Annotated in this window: 23 protein-coding genes and 3 pseudogenes; 23 read left to right on the top strand and 3 right to left on the bottom strand. The window is 57.0% G+C overall.

Annotated elements, in window-relative coordinates; translation table 11 throughout:
* The first annotated feature begins 114 nt into the window (after window positions 1-114).
* The 3 genes and pseudogenes from JIN95_RS10440 to JIN95_RS10430 all read left to right on the top strand — a co-directional run bounded on the left by JIN95_RS10440 (window position 115) and on the right by JIN95_RS10430 (window position 4,072).
* On the top strand, window positions 115-1,908 hold the full coding sequence (locus JIN95_RS10440; RefSeq protein ID WP_200531409.1) for an ABC transporter ATP-binding protein: 1,794 nt from the start codon (window positions 115-117) through the stop codon (window positions 1,906-1,908).
* Window positions 1,909-2,279: 371 nt separating this feature from the next.
* Window positions 2,280-3,062 carry a UTP--glucose-1-phosphate uridylyltransferase AglF gene (gene aglF, locus JIN95_RS10435; protein WP_200531408.1) on the top strand — a complete coding sequence of 261 codons (783 nt, stop codon included), beginning with the start codon at window positions 2,280-2,282 and terminating at the stop codon, window positions 3,060-3,062.
* 81 nt (window positions 3,063-3,143) lie between these two features.
* A pseudogene (locus JIN95_RS10430) lies at window positions 3,144-4,072 on the top strand (NAD-dependent epimerase/dehydratase family protein).
* Between the two features lie 148 nt (window positions 4,073-4,220).
* Here the strand turns inward: JIN95_RS10430 and JIN95_RS10425 are convergent.
* Window positions 4,221-4,610 (bottom strand): hypothetical protein, encoded by a 390-nt coding sequence (locus JIN95_RS10425; protein WP_200531407.1) that lies wholly within the window; start codon window positions 4,608-4,610, stop codon window positions 4,221-4,223.
* An 850-nt stretch (window positions 4,611-5,460) separates the two neighbouring features.
* Between JIN95_RS10425 and JIN95_RS10420 the strand changes: the two genes are divergently transcribed.
* From JIN95_RS10420 to JIN95_RS10390, 7 genes and pseudogenes are all read left to right on the top strand, one after another.
* Entirely contained in the window at window positions 5,461-6,024 is a 564-nt protein-coding gene (locus JIN95_RS10420; RefSeq protein ID WP_200531406.1) for a hypothetical protein, read from the top strand.
* Window positions 6,017-6,880: a hypothetical protein gene (locus JIN95_RS10415; RefSeq protein ID WP_200531405.1), complete on the top strand. Its 864-nt coding sequence runs from the start codon at window positions 6,017-6,019 to the stop codon at window positions 6,878-6,880. Before JIN95_RS10420 ends, JIN95_RS10415 begins: the two co-directional genes overlap by 8 nt.
* The gene (locus JIN95_RS10410) at window positions 6,881-7,663 is read left to right on the top strand and encodes a hypothetical protein (protein WP_200531404.1); all 783 of its coding nucleotides are present in this window, start codon (window positions 6,881-6,883) and stop codon (window positions 7,661-7,663) included.
* On the top strand, window positions 7,660-8,595 hold the full coding sequence (locus JIN95_RS10405) for a hypothetical protein (protein ID WP_200531403.1): 936 nt from the start codon (window positions 7,660-7,662) through the stop codon (window positions 8,593-8,595). Before JIN95_RS10410 ends, JIN95_RS10405 begins: the two co-directional genes overlap by 4 nt.
* 82 nt (window positions 8,596-8,677) lie before the next feature.
* Window positions 8,678-9,379 (top strand): annotated as a pseudogene (locus JIN95_RS10400) (plasmid replication protein RepH); the annotation flags it as partial.
* Window positions 9,380-9,723: 344 nt separating this feature from the next.
* A complete protein-coding gene (locus tag JIN95_RS10395) occupies window positions 9,724-9,960 on the top strand; it encodes a hypothetical protein (RefSeq protein WP_200531402.1) in 237 nt (78 codons plus the stop codon).
* Window positions 9,953-10,618 carry a restriction endonuclease gene (locus JIN95_RS10390; protein ID WP_200531401.1) on the top strand — a complete coding sequence of 222 codons (666 nt, stop codon included), beginning with the start codon at window positions 9,953-9,955 and terminating at the stop codon, window positions 10,616-10,618. Before JIN95_RS10395 ends, JIN95_RS10390 begins: the two co-directional genes overlap by 8 nt.
* Window positions 10,619-10,670: 52 nt before the next feature.
* Here the strand turns inward: JIN95_RS10390 and JIN95_RS10385 are convergent, their stop codons facing one another.
* Complete coding sequence (locus tag JIN95_RS10385; protein WP_200531400.1) at window positions 10,671-11,468, bottom strand: hypothetical protein; 798 nt, start codon at window positions 11,466-11,468, stop codon at window positions 10,671-10,673.
* A 115-nt stretch (window positions 11,469-11,583) separates the two neighbouring features.
* On the opposite strand from JIN95_RS10385, the gene JIN95_RS10380 reads away from it, so the two are divergent.
* The 12 genes and pseudogenes from JIN95_RS10380 (at window position 11,584) to JIN95_RS10325 (ending at window position 19,414) form a co-directional block, all read left to right on the top strand.
* Window positions 11,584-12,072, top strand: a complete 489-nt coding sequence (locus JIN95_RS10380; RefSeq protein ID WP_200531399.1) for an ArsR family transcriptional regulator — start codon at window positions 11,584-11,586, stop codon at window positions 12,070-12,072.
* Window positions 12,073-12,511: 439 nt separating this feature from the next.
* Window positions 12,512-12,907 (top strand): hypothetical protein, encoded by a 396-nt coding sequence (locus tag JIN95_RS10375; RefSeq protein WP_200531398.1) that lies wholly within the window; start codon window positions 12,512-12,514, stop codon window positions 12,905-12,907.
* A 2-nt stretch (window positions 12,908-12,909) separates the two neighbouring features.
* Window positions 12,910-13,467 (top strand): hypothetical protein, encoded by a 558-nt coding sequence (locus tag JIN95_RS10370; protein WP_200531397.1) that lies wholly within the window; start codon window positions 12,910-12,912, stop codon window positions 13,465-13,467.
* Between the two features lie 362 nt (window positions 13,468-13,829).
* Entirely contained in the window at window positions 13,830-15,098 is a 1,269-nt protein-coding gene (locus JIN95_RS10365) for an RNA-guided endonuclease TnpB family protein (protein WP_200531396.1), read from the top strand.
* 92 nt (window positions 15,099-15,190) lie between these two features.
* Window positions 15,191-16,438, top strand: a pseudogene (locus JIN95_RS10360) (DUF4365 domain-containing protein); the annotation flags it as partial.
* Between the two features lie 69 nt (window positions 16,439-16,507).
* Window positions 16,508-16,774 (top strand): NAD-dependent epimerase/dehydratase family protein, encoded by a 267-nt coding sequence (locus tag JIN95_RS16320; RefSeq protein ID WP_234699198.1) that lies wholly within the window; start codon window positions 16,508-16,510, stop codon window positions 16,772-16,774.
* 314 nt (window positions 16,775-17,088) lie between these two features.
* Entirely contained in the window at window positions 17,089-17,256 is a 168-nt protein-coding gene (locus JIN95_RS10350; RefSeq protein ID WP_200531395.1) for a hypothetical protein, read from the top strand.
* 52 nt (window positions 17,257-17,308) lie between these two features.
* Window positions 17,309-17,674: a MarR family transcriptional regulator gene (locus JIN95_RS10345; RefSeq protein ID WP_144049524.1), complete on the top strand. Its 366-nt coding sequence runs from the start codon at window positions 17,309-17,311 to the stop codon at window positions 17,672-17,674.
* Window positions 17,671-18,009: a type II toxin-antitoxin system PemK/MazF family toxin gene (locus JIN95_RS10340; RefSeq protein WP_144049525.1), complete on the top strand. Its 339-nt coding sequence runs from the start codon at window positions 17,671-17,673 to the stop codon at window positions 18,007-18,009. Before JIN95_RS10345 ends, JIN95_RS10340 begins: the two co-directional genes overlap by 4 nt.
* Before the next feature lie 65 nt (window positions 18,010-18,074).
* Entirely contained in the window at window positions 18,075-18,653 is a 579-nt protein-coding gene (locus JIN95_RS10335; RefSeq protein ID WP_200531394.1) for a hypothetical protein, read from the top strand.
* Window positions 18,654-18,779: 126 nt separating this feature from the next.
* Complete coding sequence (locus tag JIN95_RS10330) at window positions 18,780-19,088, top strand: DUF433 domain-containing protein (protein ID WP_095636222.1); 309 nt, start codon at window positions 18,780-18,782, stop codon at window positions 19,086-19,088.
* A 2-nt stretch (window positions 19,089-19,090) separates the two neighbouring features.
* Complete coding sequence (locus tag JIN95_RS10325) at window positions 19,091-19,414, top strand: DUF5615 family PIN-like protein (RefSeq protein ID WP_200531393.1); 324 nt, start codon at window positions 19,091-19,093, stop codon at window positions 19,412-19,414.
* Window positions 19,415-19,567: 153 nt separating this feature from the next.
* On the opposite strand, the gene JIN95_RS10320 is transcribed toward JIN95_RS10325, so the two are convergent.
* A complete protein-coding gene (locus tag JIN95_RS10320; RefSeq protein WP_200531392.1) occupies window positions 19,568-19,714 on the bottom strand; it encodes a hypothetical protein in 147 nt (48 codons plus the stop codon).
* 599 nt (window positions 19,715-20,313) lie between these two features.
* On the opposite strand from JIN95_RS10320, the gene JIN95_RS10315 reads away from it, so the two are divergent.
* Window positions 20,314-20,622, top strand: coding sequence for a hypothetical protein (locus JIN95_RS10315; protein ID WP_200531391.1), 309 nt, complete (start codon window positions 20,314-20,316; stop codon window positions 20,620-20,622).
* Window position 20,623 lies beyond the last annotated feature (1 nt).

The following is a 20,623-nucleotide window of genomic DNA, read 5'->3' as shown; positions in this document are numbered from 1 at the left end:
AACTAAAATAATTTTGGATATATTATTATGCTTTCATAATTCACAATCGATAAATATTCCTCATTTCCAAATCACGACTATTAAGTCTGCATCCTGTTAAACCTGAGTTACTTGATGACTTCCGACAGCGAACTCTCGTGGGGGGAAAAGGTCACGTCTCTCCGCCGCGTGGCAGCCTATCGTCCCATTTTTACCGTGGGCCTCGTTCTTTTCGGCGGCTTGGCTGCAGCTCTCGAAGGAGTCGGCTTGGGCTTTATCTATCCAATCCTTGAAGTCGCTCAATCCGATGGCCCAGTCGAGGGCGGCGGACCTGTTCTTGAAACCTTCCTCACATTTTACGACTTTGTCGGTGCTCCGTTCACGCTTGGGTATCTGATTGTCGGCGTCGCACTCGTTATGATTGTCCGCTATACGTTCTCTTTCCTGGTTGCTTGGCTCCGAGCTATCCTTGCAAAGCACTACGAGAAGTATCTCCGAACTCGCGCCTTTGAGAGCGCACTCGACGCACGTATCGGTTATTTTGACGAGGAGGGGTCCGACGATGTGCTCAACGCCATCATTACTGAAACCCGCTACTCCGGCCGGGTTATCCGTGATGGCGTACGGACGATGGAGTACGTCTTCCTCGTTATGGTCTACCTCGGAGTTATGCTCTACATCACGCCGACGATGACTCTCCTGGCCATCTTCCTTCTCGGTGGTATTACTGTCCTTCTACGCTTCGTCATCGAGCCAGCGGTCACGGTAGGATCTCGTGTGGCTGAGGCTAACGAAGAAGTCCAAGAAACCGTTCAAGCAGGGACCCAGGGTGTTCGAGATGTCAAGCTCTTCGGACTCTCCGACGAGGTATTTTCCTCTTTCCTTGAGTCGATCGAGCAATACGCCGACTCAAGTGTTGATCTTCTCCGAAATAAGGCCGCTATCCAGAACTACTACCAGCTCGCCGCCGCGCTGACGATCTTTGCTCTCATCTACATCGGCTTTACCTACTCCGGCCTTACACTCGGCGAACTCGGAATCTTCCTCATCGCAATGTTTCAACTTGCCCCACGTGTGAGCACCCTCAACAGCTTTTTCTACAACCTTGAAGGAAATATTTCCCATCTTGTCCGTACGCAAGACTTCCTCGATCGTCTTGACGAAAATCAAGAACAAGAAGGTGATAAGCCGATCCAGTCTGTCAATGAGATCGAATTCGAGGATGTCCACTTTGCTTACGAGGCAGATGAACCTGTTCTCCAAGGTATCTCCTTTGAGGTCAACCGCGGCGAGTTCGTAGCTTTTGTCGGCCAATCTGGCGCCGGAAAGTCAACGATCGTCTCACTGGTAGCCCGACTGTACGATCCTGACGCAGGGGATATACGAGGCGATGGCACCCCAATCGAAGAATATGAAATCGACCAATGGCGCGAACGCATTGCAGTGGTTCGGCAACAACCATATATTTTCAACGACACTCTCGAAGCAAATATCACGATTGGAAATCGAAACGCTTCTCGAAAAGAGGTCGAGGAAGTCTGTGAGATCGCCAAAGTAAATGAATTCTTGGATGAACTCCCGAACGGTTATGACTCCCAATTAGGTGATGATGGTGTTCGCCTTTCAGGCGGACAACGCCAGCGTGTCGCTCTCGCCAGAGCGCTCCTCAAAGATGCCGACTTTCTCGTGTTGGACGAGGCTACGAGCGACCTTGACTCCAATCTTGAACGACAGGTTCAACGGTCGATCGAGTCGATGGATCGAGATTACGGGATGATCGCTATTGCCCACCGCCTCTCCACGGTGAAAAATGCAGATCAGATCCACACAGTGGATGCAGGTAAAATCGTTGAATCTGGAACCCATCAAGAGCTACTCAATGCCGATGGAGAGTACGCGGAACTGTATGCGATCCAATCGAAGAAATAGTGTTTGTTTAAATTACCAAACATTCTCTCAATATCTTATATTTTCGTTGAGGTATTACTTCTCGTTTAATTCGGTAAGCGGGTTCCTCTGCTCATTTGTTGTCTCAATCTACTGACTTCTGTCATTCATCGACATATGAGATTATTGTAGAAAACTAGTAGTAGAGCTGTACACAGTTGCCTCACGTGTCCTCATTACTGAAAAGGGTGTGTCCCTATTCTTTTTCTTTTGTGATTCGTGCGTATTCCTGATTTCATATACCAGTTGGTTACGGGTTGTTTTTGTCAACTCAATGGACAATTTGGCATCCGAGCCTCAGTGTTGATATCCTCCTCACAAAGTATTTCCCACACCATCAATACCCCCTATTTATGCAAGCAGTCGTACTCGCCGCCGGCAAGGGAACGCGGCTCCGGCCCCTCACCGACGAAAAACCGAAGGTACTCGTGGAGGTAAACGGCACACCGCTCATCCAAGATGTCTTCGACAATTTGATCGACGCTGGGGCCACAGAACTCGTCGTCGTCGTCGGCTACAAGGCCGAACAGATCATCGATCGGTACGGTGACGAGTACGAGGGCGTTCCGATCACGTACACCCACCAGCGCGAACAGCTCGGCCTTGCCCACGCCATCCTCCAAGCGGAACCCCATATCGACGGCGACTTCATGCTGATGCTCGGGGACAACGTGTTCCGCGGGAATCTCGGCGACGTGACCAACCGCCAGCAGGAGGATCGTGCCGACGCCGCGTTCCTCGTCGAGGAGGTCCCGTACGAGGAGGCCTCTCGCTACGGCGTCCTCGACACCAACGAGTACGGCGAGGTCGTCGAGGTCGTCGAGAAGCCCGACGACCCGCCGAGCAACCTCGTGATGACCGGCTTCTACACGTTCACGCCCGCGATCTTCCACGCCTGCCACCTCGTCCAGCCCTCCGACCGCGGCGAGTACGAGCTCCCCGACGCGATCGATCTCCTCATCCAGTCCGGCCGCACGATCGATGCAATTCGGCTCGACGGCTGGCGGATCGACGTGGGCTACCCCGAGGATCGCGATCGTGCCGAAGTACGGCTCGACGACACGGCAGCCGACGCGGAAGACGGGGATACCGAAGAAGAAGAAGACACCCCTGACGAGGCCGTCGTCGACAGATAGGCGACCGACCTCAACGGAGAACGAACAGGAGGGACGAAGCGAACCGAAGCTATCATTCTCTTCTCGCGGCGACACACACCCATACAGAACAAGCGCGTCCTCGTGACGGGCGGCGCGGGCCTCATCGGCTCGACCCCCGTGAATCGACTCGCTGAAGGCAACGACGTGATCGCCGTCGACGACACCTACCTCGGCACGCCAGGGAACCTCAACGACGATGTGACGTTCGTCAAGGACTCGGTCCTCGACGACGACTTTCCTGTCGACGTCGTCTTCCATCTTGCCGTGCTCTCCTTGCAGAACATGCGCGAGAGCGACCCCCAGCACGGGTGCCACGTCAACGTCGAGGGGTTCGTCAACACGGTCGAGCGCGCCCGCAAGAAGGCTGTGACACCGTCGTCTACGCCTCCACCTCCTCCATCTACGGGAACCGCACCGAACCCTCGCCCGTCGATATGGACGTGGAGGCCCACACCGCCTACGAGGCCTCGAAGCTCGCCCGCGAGCGCTACGCCGAGTACTACGCCAACCACCACGACATGGGGATGGCCGGACTCCGCTTCTTCTCTGTCTATCAGGGCTTCGGCGGCAACGAGGAGCACAAAGGCGAGTACGCGAACACGGTCGCGCAGTTCGCGGACAAGATCGCCTCGGGCGAGGCGCCCGAGCTGTTCGGCGATGGCACGCAGACGCGCGACTTCACCCACATCTTGGACGTGGCCCGCGCCTGCGAGCTCGCCGCCGATCAGGGGCTGACGGGCGTGTACAACGTCGGTACCCAGAAGGCGTATTCGTTCAACGAGATGGTCGGGATGATCAACGACGCGCTCGGCACCGACATCAACCCCGAGTATGTCGAGTTCCCCTTCGACGGCTACGTCCACGACACGATGGCGGACTACTCGAACTTCCCCGAGGCGACCGGCTGGGAGCCCAAGATCGGTTTCGAGGAGGGCGTGCAGCTGGTGTGTGAGCCGTACCGTGAGGTTAGACTTTCTGAGAACAATTAACAAGACGTCGACTGACGCAGAAAGGTGTGGCCATTTCGGGCCAATTTGGAGTCCCCAGTCGACTCTTTATTCCGCGAGTACGTCGCGATTTGCTCCACGATAATCTATCTCCTCTTGAATCAGCTCATTTTGAGCTTGGTCCCTGTGGCTAATGAAGCGTGGCCACGAGCGCGAGATGCCCGTGTTGTGTTAGTTCGCGCATCCGATGTTCGATCTTGTCGCGAGCATCGTGAACGTACGACTCCTTGATCGTTGAGTCGTCTCCCGGTCTGGCCAAGTCGCCCACGTTGCACATGATGTCGAGTGCCTGCCCCGCGTCCCCAGTGTCCTGTGCGGCGAGCACAACACAGAGTGATATCACGCCCACCTCGGCGGCGTCGTCGAACAATATCCCGTCGTCGCGGTCGTCGAACCGAATCTGACGGTGGTCACCGCTGCTTGGGATATACTCGATACTGACCGTCTCGAAATAGATTCTGGAGTCGACCCCGCGGCGCTGTATGGTTGCGTCACTATTCTCATGCGTCTTGTCAGTCATGTCGTGCGACCCACTACCACCAGCCGTCGCCGGCGAGGTTGATACCGCCTCACCGGCAGCCGGTTCACTATCGTGGATCGTCTTGGTTGGCTTGTGACGCTGATATATCATTCTGTATTACGTGATATTGTCGTTACTGAACTACCCTGCCTGTCGAGTAATGCCGCGGTCAGACTTCTCGTGGGTCAGTAACTAACTCATATAATCCGCCCCGATTCAATTGCGTTACCCACCCGGCGTTTCTCAGATTTCGAAGGGCATACTCTACCTGTCCCTTATCAAGATCTGAATGTTCTCGAAGGAAGAGTGGATTTACCCGACCCCATGGTCGATTGCCATCTCTTCCCTGCTTGAATAATTCAAGAATGATTTCCTCGCGCTCGTTCGGTTCATATTTTTCGTTCACCATCTCTTGGTTCGGGATTCTACATCGCGCAACATAATCCTCAGCAATACGATTTCTCAAGATCAACTGCTTGCTAAGCATTTTGTTTAGCAAAATATTAAGTACCACCAAGCCATAGAGGAGAACAGGAAGTACGGGACACCGGTCATAAGTTGGCCGGGACGTGTTGGAGCACGTCCGACCGTGCTGCCTGGAGCCAGACAGCATGTATAACTCAACACGCAGTCAGATTGAACGCTGCGATCCCCTGCCAGCGGCAACGGCGGGTGTACCAATACCATGTGACACCTATCTTCGCTTGCTCGCTCACGTCGAGTCTCTGGGGTCGTCACAACGCTCTACGTACGAGCACCACAGCACCACAATAGACCGTCGGGCATCGTCCTTGTGGCAAGTCCGGCAAGCCAACCACTGCGACGACACTACTGGGGGAGGAGATAGCTAATGCGGCGACATCTCAGCAACGGATCGGTCGCACATCTTCAGCAGCTCACACGCATCTCACTCAACACAGAACAACCAGCTTGCCAAGTGTGTAGACAACTCTTCCGGGAAGACGACGACATCACCGCGTACGCCTATCGGGCTGCGGGCGAACCCACGTTCGCAATCGGCTACATTATGTGCGGCTTCGACAGCCACGAACACCCGACAATATTCACACGAGGCGTTCACGAATACGTTCTCACAGGCCACATCGGAACGTGTGCTGACACTCGCGCACAATCGACGACATACATCCTACTCGATCCGACGATCGTCGTCACCAGCCCCACGGCAACCTCAAGTACACACGTCCATCCGAACGCTCCGACGGAGCGGTCACCAACCCACCAATACCAGCGGGAGCCAATACCGCTTCTCACCGCTGTCCAGCACCACGCCCGTCCGGATGACGGCTCCGTATGCGTGACCGAGTGGGTGTCGAAACTGCCGACCGTCCCCAGTCGCCCTAACGCGAGCAAATCGGACGGCGACTACCAGAGGACACAGCGAACCGATGATTGACGACATCAGCCGTGACGTGTTCGTTCGCATCCAGACTGACCTGTTAGTGGTCAATGACTCGATCATGACTGACCGCCATCACGCCTCAAACGGCAACTACAACGACGACGACCCACAGAACCAGATCGGCGGCATCGTCCCTGCGTTCCCGCTTTCGGGCTGGCTCCGTCACGGGATGGAACGCATCGTCACCGAGTACGACGGTACCGTCTGCCACCCCGGCGAGGCCAACGCGAACTTCATGAAAAACGACGTCTACGAGCGTGATCTTGAAGATGGCTACCACGAGAAGGGCGCATGCGTCAACGATCCGGAAGAAGACCACGGCTGTGTGGTCTTTGACCTCTTCGGTGGCTTCGGCAACCAGCCGGGGAAAGTGATGCGTCGCCCGATCAAGTTCAGCCCTGTCCGCTCCAGCGTGGACTACACACGCGGACAGGCTGAAGGCCACTATCGGCGACTCAACCGAAATATCGTCTCCCGCAATCAGGAGGACAACCGCGAACCGCTTCGGAACACCAGGGTGGATGCCGTCGCCAATCTTGACGGGTGCTGGCACCTCTCTTTCCGAGAAATGAAACCGGAGTTCATCGGCCTGCTCGCAGAAGGGATTGACTTCCTTGATGAGCACAAGACGGACTTCATGCACCAACTCGGTGGTGCGCGGAACTTCGGCGCAGGAATCGTCGATTGCTATCTCATCAATCCGCTCTACGAGGAACGCGAACTGAAGCGCGTCTTCGACCGCGGGAAGGGCAACACAAACGCGATGGACGAGAAGGACAACCAGTGGGCCGCAAAGTACCGCCCGACGCTTGTGAAGGCGCTCGAAGAACGCATCGAGGAGAGACCGTAGATGGGCAAGAACGCCAGTCTCAGCAGCTTCCAAGGCGACGGCAGTCAGGATGTGATGGTCGCGGCCTATCGACATGATGTCCACAAACTCAACGGCAAGACGCATGGCGCGGCATCAGACACTTTCCACGGTATCTCGGTGAACCAGACCGTCCCGCACGGCGCGGACGGCCACGCGTCGGCACTCTCACGCCCCAATGGGAAGCCCGATCAGACGGTGGATACGCATAAGACGCACTACCGACTCTCGCTGCTGACGGGCGAGTCTTACTACGACTCCAAGAAGTTTTCACGCCCACACCTCTCTAAGGCCATCATCGATCTGCTGACGGATTCCGATCCAGAAACGACACACCGGGCGTGGCTCAGGTCAGACGTAGCGAGCGGCTTCAACGAGAGTATCTACTACCCGTACACGAGTCTGAAGTACCACACGCTACTCGTGGCGGCGCTCTTGGACAACTACCGCGCCGGTCACGAGTTCGCTGATCTCCTCTTGATCGTGGACGACGCTGAGGAGATCGTGCCCCACCGGACAGTCTACGCAGGCGACCGCTTCGCGCTCCGAATTGACGAGAACGCGAACGGGAAACCTTGGGCACGCCTTGGGAGCCGTCCCCGGCAGTCGTGGGCGTCGACGTGGAAGCGTCTCACCGCGCACCCGCTCGATGTCAATCACGACAAGTATGACATGATGCTCGATGCGAACCTCCGGCGAATTTGGAGTTGGAGCACGGCGCTCCAATATATCGAAGATCTCGAAACTCGGAGGGGAAATGCGTGACCCGCATCCAGCAGGTTCATTGGGAACTCGATATGGACTACATCGGGCATCCCTACTACGTCTCGGGGAACGCAATCCACCACGCGCTTGGGATACATCTAGAACACGACATCCACCAGCACATCAGCGCCAGCCACGGGATGTTCGTCCCCGGCCAGTTCGGGAGGTTCCCTGAGGAACATTCAACGAGCGGAACGCGCCCGTACATGGGATCGTCGCTCCCCGACGTGGAGAGCTACGACGATCTATTTCTCTTCCGACACCCCGACCATCCGTGGCTACTTGATACTCGTCCCCGTGATGGGCTGAACGCTCATGACATCCGGTTCCAGAGCGGAATGCCGGCGCTGGCCCACGAGACGGTCATGGGCCAGCCCGATGACGCTCGGAAACAAAAACAGACCACGCGCTGGTACGTGAACGCCTACTTACACGCCGATGATCCAAATGTTCTGCCCCTCGGCGAGGGCGTGCTAGAAGGCCTCCAATTCGGCGGTAAACGGAACTACGGCTACGGGACGACCACGCTGAAAGATACGCAGGTCGTTGAGTTGGAGGCCCTGGACTACTCGCGTCTCGAAGACAGCGAGGCGCTCATCCTCGAACTCGTGACGCCATTTGTCCTCCAGTCGGACTACCCGAATGCGAACAACGTGAACGTGCCGTGGTGGTGGAGCGTAGACGACGAAGCACACCTGCGCCACCGACTGGAGAAGATCATCGAGGGTGACGACGTCTACGAGTTGGAGACGGTCGATCACGGCGTAGTCGTCGGCTATGGCGGCGATCGTCCGGTGGAGACCGCGATTTCCGGGGTTACCCGCGTCGGTACCCACTCGAAGTACGGCTTCGGAGAACTTCGGGTGATACCAGTTACTCCGAATGAAACGAACGCTAAGAAGCGTTTAGCAAAGCCGATATCGGAACACTGACAACAGAACAATGATCGGCGAGGATTCCGCAGTGTCCCGGTCGGTCAATCCAAATAAAGTAGATCACATTGTAACAACGATTAAACAGTCCGTCTACGGGATCCACTCCGGATACCGACTCCTGTTCGAAGACCGGCCCGCAAAGCTGTGTCGACGGCTTCCCTACGAAGCCAAACCCGACACACAACTCGATCTCACGATGTCGTGGGTGGTGGCTGGCCCGACAGCCACCGCGCTGCAAGACGATATCACCACGACCCTCAGAGAGGAACTCGCCACCGTGCGTGAGGCGATCGCCGACGGAACTGAAACTGCACCCACCCTTGAGATTCCCGTCGTCGACGGCACCACCTACCCGTCCATCCGACGGGTGATCGACGGGGTTGCGATGACCCACGACATCCAGTGGACACCCCGCGAGACACAGCAACTCGTGCGGCTCTGTCTCCGCTCGTTCGGCCCGGCGGACACCCCACGGAGAGCGTGTCCGTACGATGTCGTAGAAAGCCTCCTGCGCGCACTGAAAGAGTCGCACACGCCGACGCCGGCCGCCGTCGAACGCGCGGCCGCAACCTTGCCGGCCACACGCTTCCGGCCCGATCTCACGCCGACAGCAACGAAGCTGTACGCCACGCTGCTCCGAGCTGATCGCCCGCTGGGCCGCACCGAATTGATCGAGCGCGCCGGCATCTCCGCGAGCAGCTACGACCGCCGGCTCGCGGATGTCCGTGCGCTCGACCGTGTCCGTGCCGTCCAGGTGGACGGCCACAGACGGTGGTCCACCGCAGACACGATCACGTCCACACGAGTAGGCGATACGACAACAGCCAGCCCGCTGGAGACACATCTACACCCAACCCACCGCGTCGTCGGCACCGACCGACAAACACGACGACGTACTACCCACACTCAGACAACCCTGTCCACACCACCGACCCAGACTACGATGAGAGACACCACACTTCCAGTGAACCGACATCTGCCCAGACAGCCGACAGGACGCGTCGAACACCACGACGCACCACTCACAGACCACCCAGCCGACCACCCAATGGCAAACTCACACCACCACCCAACTGAACCGTCCAGCACACCACCGCTCCACTCGAACCAGAGGGGTGACACGCAATGACCACCCCGATAATCGACCTCAAAACAACGGTGACCCGCGATCAGCCGGTCACCCAAACGACGGGCTCCATCCAGGTGGGTACGGACGAACTCGACGACGACACGATCACGCTCAGTTTCGGCGGACCGTGGGGAATCACGTACGCAGATCTCACCCCTGAAGAGGCCCACGCCGTCGCGACCGCACTCGACAACGCAGCCACCACCGCTCAGGAGGGCCCAGCCGATGAGTGACCCCAACGACGACTCCGACACAGAAATCCCCGCGGTAGGGGCCAATACCGAGGAGACTGATCAAGAATCGGTACCCGAACACGACCCCACAAACGGACGGTGGCTCGAGAAGACGGTCGCTGAAGCCCTCGAAAATTGGGGCTACCGCACGGCCCGCAACGAGTATCTCTTCGGGCTCGAAACCGACGTGATCGCGCGACGAATCCCGCTACGCAATGAGCCGGACGATTTCATCGTCGTTGAGTGTAAAGACTGGCAGACGACGCTTGTCGGCCGTGATGGCGTCGAAGCCATCTCACACCGAGCCGCACTGGCTCGGGCAATGCCCATCCTCGTCGTCGCGTGGGGCGTCACCTCGTCAGCGTGGATGCTCGCACAACGACTTGATGTCCGCATCCTCACCCTTGGTGATCTCACCAAGAGGTCGCTGCCACCCCTGACCGAACACCGGCCGCCCACCGGAACCCTCCGCACGCGCAGAGAACCCCGTGTGAGCGAGCTTCGAGACGGGATGCCAGATCTGTTGCGACGATTGAGTGCCCTCGAGATCGAGTCGCCGGTGTTCGTCGGTGCTGGGCGAGGCCCGTGTTACGTGCCCGACCGGACAGGGAACGATGCGTACGTCAACGCGTACGACAGCGACTACGACTTCGGGTGAGTTCCAATGGCTTGACCTCCGCGTGAACGCAGAGGAATCCTACCAGAGGATGTCAATCCTCACTCACTTCCCACTCCGGGCGTGGTGTTGGGGACGGAAGTTCCTCAACCACAGTTCGAAGTTCGTCTTCTGTCGTCCACGGGAAGCAGCGATCGTGGAGTTCGAACGTGCGGAACTTGTTGAGATGGACCCAGCTGTACGTTGCTGGTTCTTCCTCGTCAGCCAGCCGATCGTCGAGTACGTCCCAGACATCGTCTGTAGTGATATTGATGCCGGCGTCATGCGCACGCTCGACGAGCGATTCAATCTTCGAGTGAGCCGCATCCGCTGACAACTCGTCCGTGAACGCGAGTTCGAGGGCGGCCTGTATAACGTGTTGTTCCGATTCAAGCTTCGCGTCAGTCACCCAGGCGTAATCACGGGGGAACACGTACGATTTGGCGAAATACGGTGGATCATCGATCTCACCTAATTCCGGGGCCTCACCGCCGCTTTCCTTCTCGAAAACGCCGACGATGTAGTCGCTGTACGTCGCTAGCAAGGCAAACATGATATCGAACGTATTGAGCCGGTCAGTCGGGAGCTCGAGGAGATCGCCCATAATGAAGGGATAGGCACCAAGTTGCTTCGTGAGTTCGTTCTGAACGGCGCGAAGCCGGCGGATGTAGGGGTCACGATAGCTCCCGAGGATGAAATACGACGTTCGCTGACTCCAGAGGTACGGGAGTTCCTGTTGTGTGAATCGCCAAATATCTCGTTTCTCCGCCGGTTCGAGTTCGAGACCGCCGACTGCTTCGTGTACCACCGTCATGATGTCCGCAGCGCCCGGTGGAGGGCTTGGATCGGTCATTACTAACTGGTTTAAACTACACCACCATATCTCTTCTGAATCACTTTGGTTTTTTCTTGATTAACCAACTTGGAATACCCTAACTGTTATAGCGTCCGTCCTCGTACTGTCACGTATGAGCGAAACCGACACTGGTGTGGCCGATACGGGGCCGTTCGCGGAACAGCAGCGGCTGTTCAAGCTGCTGGCGCAGGATACACGCCATCTCATTATCCAAGAGCTGTTGGGCCACCCAGCTCATCTCATGTCGCTCGCCGAACTCGAGTATATGACCGGGAAGAGCCAGGCAGCCATCAAAGACCAGCTGGAGACACTGATCGACGCTGGGCTTCTCGCACGCTACACGTACGACCCAAGTGAGCGAAAACGGGATCTCCCGGCACAGTTCTACGGGTTCACGGAGCGAGGTATCGAGGTGCTCCACGACTACAAGTATCTCCGTGGGCTCCCGGTCGCTCGCGCGCTCTACGAGAACACGCGCAAGACCGAGAAAATCGAACGGCACGAATCAGCTCCGCGGCCGGAACTTCCCGACGCTGTTGTGGAGGCCCTCGAATTCGATGAGCCCGATCTTGATGCCGTTGCTGTTGGCACAACTCGGTGACCTCCTTCTCGCCGTAAACAGTCGTTGCTACACCTACCCGGATCGTTCGCTTGACTGGGACGCATCGCGGTGTTAGCGTTCGAGAAGTGCTCGGGTTTGCCGTTCGCCATCGCGACGCCTAGTCGCAGCGTCGCGCTCGCGCTCCTCGAAGGCCCCGCGGTGAATAGGCAAGCGCATCGAAGAGATCAGCTAGAGAGTCTGTACTCGCCCGCGACGACGTGAGGATCTTCTTCGGCATCGATCACGCATCGTTTGATATCCATAACAGTGACGCGCGTCCCCGCCACGCGCGTCTTGGAAGCAGGAAGCCCTGCCTCAAGGAGCCGCCGAAGGCGGCGAGTAGCAGGGGTATTTCAGCATCGGCGTGGCTGTCCTGTGGCCCGGTCAACAGCGCTGATGGCGACGAACATAAATATGTGTAGATCCTACACATAGCCAAATGGCCGAAGAAAAAACGCGCGTTGATTTCAACGCCCCGAAGTCCCTCGTCGAGCGCGCCGACAGCGTCGTCGAGATCCTCGATATCTCTCGAACGCGACTCCTCATTGATGCCCTAGAAGACGAACTTGAGGAGATCGCGGCCGATGAAGAGTTCCGCCGACGGCTTAGCGACGCCTACTATGACGGCCGTATCGGGTACGACACCGTCGAAGCCGTCCTTGGTCGTGAGGAAGCACTCCGAATGAAACTGCTGCGAGAATCGATCGACCGGACACCCGCCGAACCGCACCTCGATGACAGCCTCCCAAGTGGAGAAGTCTTCTACGATGGCGAGATTCCTGAATGGACGGACTCTCAGTCAGCTGATCCGTCGGACGACGAGTCACGTGCCTGACGATGTCGGAGAAAGCCGTCGCCGTTGTCGACACCAACGTACTGCTGAATCTGGCACTCCCCGTTGTTGATGGGCGACCACACGCTCCGTCTGGCGCAGACCCCCTCAAAACACTCCTTGTGGCGTATGATATCCACGTTCCCGAAAGTATCCTCGGAGAACTCACCGATGCAACAGGGAGTGGTGATCTGCTGTCTGCAGCTGCCGACCTCGTGCTCCAAGCAGCGCAGCATCTGACGACCCACGACGTCGACGATCGGATTGATGATCCCCTTGAGTACAGTCTCGACCGTGGGGAATCTGAATGTATCTGGCTGGCCAACGAGTTGGGTGCAGATCTCTTCCTCACTGATGAGTTCAATACGACGAATTATCTCTTCATCAATCTCGCACTCGACGACCGGAATATCCTCTGTACGACGCCACATATCTTGTGTACGCTCGCAAATCACGACGTTCTCCCCGTGGAATACGTTGCAGCTGCACTCACCTACTACGTCGAGACCAAAGGGTGGGATGCACAGTATATTGCCCAACTGCGGCAGCAGTACCTTTCCTAGTCAACTACCCCAGCCTACTTCGTTCGGGCGGCCGACCTGCTACTCGCTCGTGGAGGTTGGGGCTTGTCGGGGACACCTATTCTGTCTCGACAAACTCGCCGGACGGTGAGAGTGTCCTCAATACCTTGGTCCGACGGGTGTTGGCGAAGAATACAGAAGCATCACTCCCGTACACCACGCAAATGGGCAAGCAGAAAGATTCAAACCACGAATTAGCTGAAAAGGGAGGGCGCTAAGCCCCCGTCCTCAAGGAGCGAGGCGAAGCCGAGCGAGTAGGGCGGGGATACAGCGCCCGCACGAGTTATAAACGCTTTTAATCAGAATCCTTAATTAACAATAAGTCGTAGACGGAGCTACGTCGCATGAAGTACAGTCCACGCTACCGACTCTTCCCAACTGAAGAGCAACGGGACGCGATGGACTGGCAACGAGACACCGTGCGACAACTGTACAACCACGCCCTCCGCGAATTCAATAAAATCCCCGAAGACGCGGGGACGCTCCGGCAACGCGTCTGGAGCGTGCGCGACACTCTCCCCGCGTTGAAAAACTGGTGGTCAGACCTCAACGAAGTCTATTCCACGGTCTTACAGAAAGCCGTTGAACGCATCCGCGACAACATCCAGAACCTCGGGAAACTGAAATCGAAGGGCTACGACGTAGGGTCGTTGAACTGGAAGAAACCCCGAGAGTACAGGAGTTTTACGTACCGACAATCGGGCTTCGAACTCGACAAGAAGAGTGGCCCAGACAACCGCACAATACTCCGATTAAAGAAACTCCACGGTGAAACCCGCGAGATCCCAGTCCGACTTCACCGTGATCTCCCAGACCACGACACCATTACAGAAGTTACCCTCAAGAAGGAGGTGACTGGCGCGTGGTACGTGTCGTTCTGTATCAGTACCAACGAACCCGAGAAACCCGCGCCTGAAGACATCACCGCTGAAGAGACAGTCGGTATCGACCTCGGCGTTCTCAACTTCATCCACGACTCACACGGACGCTCCGTGACCCGTCTCGACTTGTCGGGTGACCGTGAGCGCCTCGAACGCGAGCAACGCTCGCTCTCACGGAAAGACCGTGGGTCGAATAGCTGGGCGACGCAACGCCGTCGCGTCGCTGAGATTCACGCACGGATGTCGAACAAGAAGCGCGATTACAAGCATAAACTCGCGCACTTCTACGCTACCGAGTACGACGCGGTGTTCGTCGAAAACCTCAACGTGAAAGGAATGCTTGAATGTCCACAGAACGCGCGGAACAAGGCCGAGGTTGGGTGGCGTGACTTCATCACAATTCTCGAACATCACGGCGACAAGCACGGCTGTCACGTCGTGGAAGTCAACCCACGCGGGACGACCACGAAATGTGCCGAATGTGGCGTGGAAACCGCGAAGCCGCTGTGGGTCCGCGAGCATTCATGTCCGGCGTGCGGATTCGAACTCGACCGGGATTGGAACGCCGCGTTGAACATCAAATCACGTGGGTTGGACAGACTAGGAGTGGTTCACTCCGAATCAACGCCTGTGGAGACTGTGACCGCTATGGACACGCTTGCCGTGTCTGCAAGTCGCGTCGTCGAAACAGGAAGCCCCTGCCTCAAGGAAGCCGCGCCAGCGGCTGAGTAGGCAGGGGTAGTTCACAGCAGTACTCACGGGGACGCTTCCTCACTCGCTTTTCTGAGTGAGTACTCAATTCGCTTGCCGACGAGGACTACGCGTTCGATTTCGAAGTCCGGCCACGAAGAGGACCCATATCATCGCGAACAGACGACACACCAGACACCGTATCCCAGTCTCCCTTCTATGTTCAATTAAAGGCCCACGAGGACTTTGAGGACGCAGAGTCCGTCTATCACGACTTCACTGTGGACTATCTCGTAGAGGATTGCTTGCGCGCCTCGGTTCCAGTCGTGCTGATGGTCTACGAGCGTGCGAACGACGAGTTCACTTGGTGTGTGCTACAGAACTACTGCTGGGACGTTCTAGACGCCGAGAAAACAGGGTGGCGTAGCCAAGAGACCGTGCGGGTTCGAATCAAACGGTCAAACTGGGGTACGCCCTCCGAGCCCCCAAAAACGAAGGCGTTCTTCGAACGGTCAGCTCTCCGCGATGCCGTTGGGGAGGCACGGCGCCGTATTTCGATGCGCAAGCACGTCTCCATAGCGCGACGGGGAACGTTCGATGCGCCACCCGAAATCGAACTCGCATCAACGAGTGATGTCATTGAATACAAGTACGGGATGGTCCTCGACGCGTTGGAATTCGCGGAAGCGGAGGATCGAGAACGAGCTCGTGAGCGACTGATGGAAGTATATCAGATGCCAGAAGAGGACGAAGCGCGACTCGAAGCACGACGTCATCTCTTGGAACTCAAAGCGATCGACGAACCGGCAATCGCATTCATGAAGATGCGCTTTGCGTTGGAGGGTCGCCACTGGAGCATGGAATACGGCCGAGACGAGCTCACAGGCGAGTTCGAGGACCACTACAGCGACGCACTGGAGTACGTCAACGAACACTTCATCGGTGCGACCTACGTCGATCGCGAGATGCGGATGTCCCTTCCTTTCCAGATACTCGAAGTACGCCAGCGAGGAAACGCAGCGAATGGGGATATCAGCTATATCGCTCACGTGGATGATACCGAACTCAGCGACCGAAACGCAATGGGAATCGGGAAGGACAGCCAGTTCGATCTCGTCGAGACAGGGAAGGGAAAACATCCCCGAGAAGACGCTTGTGCGGAGCACAAACACGAATTTGAACGCGCTGAGGACCAACAGCGGTTGGCCTATTCGAATTGTTCGAACTGTGGCCTCTCCTATGAGGTGATCAGACAGTGGCTCGGGCACGATGTCCCTGAAATCTGTGAGGAATGTCAGTCGGTTTCCTACGACATTATCGGCGTCCGAGAGGACACCACTCCACCAACCGAGCGCCTTCTCTGTTCCGACTGCCGCGGGTGAACTCCCTTCTAGTATTCCGATTACGCGCCCCTCGAACAACTTCGGGCCACGCCAAACCTCGAACAGTTCATGCTGAAGTTCATCACAAACGCCATTGCCGGCAAATCGCTTCCTGTCTACGGCAACGGCCTGAACGTCCGCGAGTGGATCTACGTCGCGGACAACTGTCGCTGGGTCGATCCCGTTTGTCGGAAGGACGATATCTGTGAGATCGCAATATCGGGAGTCACACCGAAAAGACGGATCTCGAAGTCACCGAGGCGATCCACGATGCCGTCAGTACTGACGGCTGCTCATTCCTTATGTAACAACTGGAGACATTCAGTACCTGAGTGATACATAAGGTTCTGAATCCTTCCTCCCAACCGTGAGCTCTTCAGCGATCACTCAATACCGGAGGCTTCAATCTCGTGAGAGTCACACTTCGGACACTCGTCGGTGGTCTCCTCCACGCTGTACCCACAGTGGCGGCATTCGTGGAGTGCTGTCGATGATGCTCGAGACTGACGATCTGTCGGATGCACTATTTACTAAGCATCGATGACGACGTCCGCATCCTCACTCTCGGTGATCTCACCAAGGGGTCGCTGCCACCCCTGACCGAACACCGGCCACCCACCGGAACCCTACACACTCGCAGAGAACCCCGTGTGAGCGAGCTTCGAGACAGGATGCCGGAGCTGTTGAGACGACACAGCGATCGCGACATCGAGGCGCCCGTGTTCGTCGGTGCTGGTCAAGGTCCGTGTTACGTCCCAGATCGAACTGGAAACGGAACGTACGTCAACGCGTACGACAGCGACTACGACTTCGGGTGAGTTCACCTGTCGATTCAGTAGTTACAAAAGGATACAACGCATACATTCGAATATGCCTGTTGAATTCGACGAGTACAGACGAGATCGGGAAAGCGATGAAACACTCGCGATAGATCCAGGATCAAACGCTTACGAGATTCTTTCGTTCTTAGCAGAGTATCCTGACCTCGGATTTAAGCCAGCAGAGATTGCTGACGAAGTTGATATTCCCCGTGGCAGTCTCAATCCGACGCTTGCTCGATTAGAAGAACAGGGGCTCGTAGAACATGAACCACCATACTGGTCGATCGGAGATGATGATCGAATCGCAGCGATGGGGGCGACAATGTACAGTATGCAAGCGTTTGAAGAGCGATACGAGGATGATGACTTCAGTGGCTGGGAGCAGACTGATGTCGATCCACGAGAGCATCGATGAGCGAGGAAGCGTTTGCACGAGGGGATGTCGTCTGGCATCCGGCTCCATTCAAACGTCGTCCAAAGGAACGACCTTTTTTGATCTTGAGTGACACCTCCCATCCGTTCCACGGAACAGAATATGCGGTCGTTGGGCTCACACGAACGAACCGCCCGCCTGCGGTGGAACTTCATGAAGAAGCATGGGATGTGGGTGATCCTGGTGAAGAGAGCTATGCCTCGCCGTGGTATGTATTCACAATCAAACACGCAAACGTGAATCGGCCAAAAGGTGCGTTGACGACTGTTGCGACGGATAAGGTCGCAAAAGCCGTGGCAGCGATGATCGGGGCTTGACATCCTCCCCGCGCTGAACAGTAGTTGCCGAAGCAATTCTCCCGATGATTAGTTCTATTTTTGACATGGAAATAACTGAACCACTCGAAGAGTGGGGCTATCACACGGCGCGCAACGAGTATCTCTTCGGGCTCGAAACGGACGTGATCGGGTGGCGAGTCCCCCCACGCGATGAGCCAGACGACTTCATCGTCGCCGAATGCAAAGACTGGCAGACGACGCTTGTCGGCCGTGAGGCCGTCGAAGCCATCTCACATCGAGCGCTGCTCGCTCGGGCAATGCCCGCCTTGGTCGTCGCCTGGGGCGTCACCACCCCAGCATGGTCGCTCGCGCAACGCCTCGACGTCCGCATCCTCACCATCGGTGACCTCACCAAAGACTCACTCCCACCGCTGACCGAACATCGACCACTCACGGGCACGTTCCGCACCCGCCGGGAACCACGCGTGAGCCAACTTCGAGATAGGATGCCGGATCTGTTGGGACGACACACCGATCTCGACGTCGAGTCACCGGTGTTCATCAGTGTTGGTCGAGACCCGTGTTACGTCCTCAACCGGACGGGCAACGGAGCGTACGTCGATACGTACGACAGCGACTACGACTTCGGGTGGGTGGGCACAGCCGCGTCCTGCCGTCGATGACACCATCCAAAGCTACGACGGGATCTCGATCGTAGGGTCTGTTCTCGGCGATCGTTTGCCAGGCTGTTTCAGCTCGGTGAGCCCGCCTGCCAAGGGCTTAAGACGTGTCCCAACCTACGATTCAGCATGACGACGATCGTCAGCGATCAGGACACTCGGTCGGGGTCCCCGCGTATTGAAGGGACGCGGATCACGGTCCTTGATATTAAGCGTCGCGTCGTGGACAACGACGATGACCCCCACGTCGTCGCTGGCGAATACGATCTCTCCGTGAGTGATGTCTTCTACGCGCTCTCGTACTACTACGACCATCGCGAGGAGTTCCAAGCGCACGAACGAGACGCCGAACGACGGCGGCGGGACGGCGAGCAGCGGACCCGGGAACGACTCGGCCTCGCCAATGACCGGGGCGAATCAGCAGAAGAGGCGGACTAGCAGTGCGGATCTTGGCCGACGAGAACGTCCCAGAGCCGTATGTTTCTGCGCTCCGGGGTGACGGACACGACGTTTCGTACAGTCGGAACGTGGGGGCGCTCGGCCCATCTGCTTCTGACACGGCGCTCCTCGAATACGCGGAAGAAAATGGGTTTGCAGTGCTCTCGACTGACGTGAAGGATTTCGGTCATCAGGACGTTCCAGTCTCGGTGTTCGTTGCTCCGCAGGATATGACGGGTGGCGAGGTACGGGCCGCTGTCGCTCGAATCGAACTCCTCGCGTTCGACCCGACAGACGCAGATCCGATTTGGCTGTCTAGCTTCTGAGCACCTCATTGGACGCGAGCGTATTGACGCGTCTCTCGAACAACTTCGGGCCGCGCCAAAGCTTGAACAGCTCATGCCGAAGTTCATCTCAAACGCCATCGCCGGCAAATCGCTTCCTGTCTACGGCGACGGCTCGAACGTCCGCGAGTGAATCTACGTCGCGGACACTGTGCCGCGATCGATCCCGTTTGTCGGAAAGACGATATCGATGAGATCTACACCATCGGGAGTCACGCCGAAAAGACGAATATCGAAGTCATCGAGGCGATCCTCGATGCCGACGGTACTGACGGCTGCCATACCTTATGTGACAATCGGAGCCATGTTAGTATCTGACTGACACATAATGTTCTGAATCCTCCCTACCAACTGTGAGCTATACAGCGATCACTCGAGATCGGAGGTCGGAATCTCGTGAGGGTCACACTTCGGACACTCGTCGGTGGTCTCCTCCACGCTGTATCCACAGTGGCGGCATTCGTGGCACGTTGTCGATAACGGCTCAGGCCTGACGAGCTGCCGGATGAACTGGTTACGGAGCATCAAGGGGATCGACGATCTCGCCAAAGATTCGCTTCTACCGTTGACCGACCATCGACCGCCCACCGGAACCCTACACACCCGACCGGAACCCTACACACCCGCAGAGAGCCACGCGTGAGCGAGCTTCGAGATCGGATGCCGGATCTGTTGGGACGACACAGCGAACTGGACATCGAGGCACCCGTGTTTGTCGGTGCTGGGCGAGGCCCATGCTACCTCCCAGATCGAACTGGAAACGGAACGTACGTCAACGCGTACGACAGCGACTACGACTTCAGATGAGCCGTTCTATGAAATAATCCATGCGAACATTTTTAGCTTCATGAGATTCTATAAGAAGATAGGTCAGGTTCTGTATGAGCAGCGATACGAAACATGTCCAGACGGAATTAGACGAAGGAGAGTATGAACGCTTCTGCGAGTTCGCGGAGGAACACGGATTATCGCTCAAAGAAGCTGGCCACGAAGCACTACTCGAGTGGATCGAGCGCCAACAACGCGCTGATCCGAACGATCGGGCATTTACTGTTCTTGACGAACTGGATGTGGATTCACTTCCGGAGTCCGCAGACACAGATGCTCGTAGCGAAGATGACCTTGTCGACGAGTGGGACAGTAGCGACGAGTCGTTTACGCTCGCTGATGAGCCGTCTGCGAACTCCTAAG

It is taken from the genome of Halorubrum sp. LN27 (assembly GCF_016635065.1).
GTDB classification, from domain to species: domain Archaea; phylum Halobacteriota; class Halobacteria; order Halobacteriales; family Haloferacaceae; genus Halorubrum; species Halorubrum salipaludis.
The sequence above is the reverse complement of the archived record's forward strand: the minus strand, read 5'-3'. Positions and strand labels throughout refer to the sequence as shown.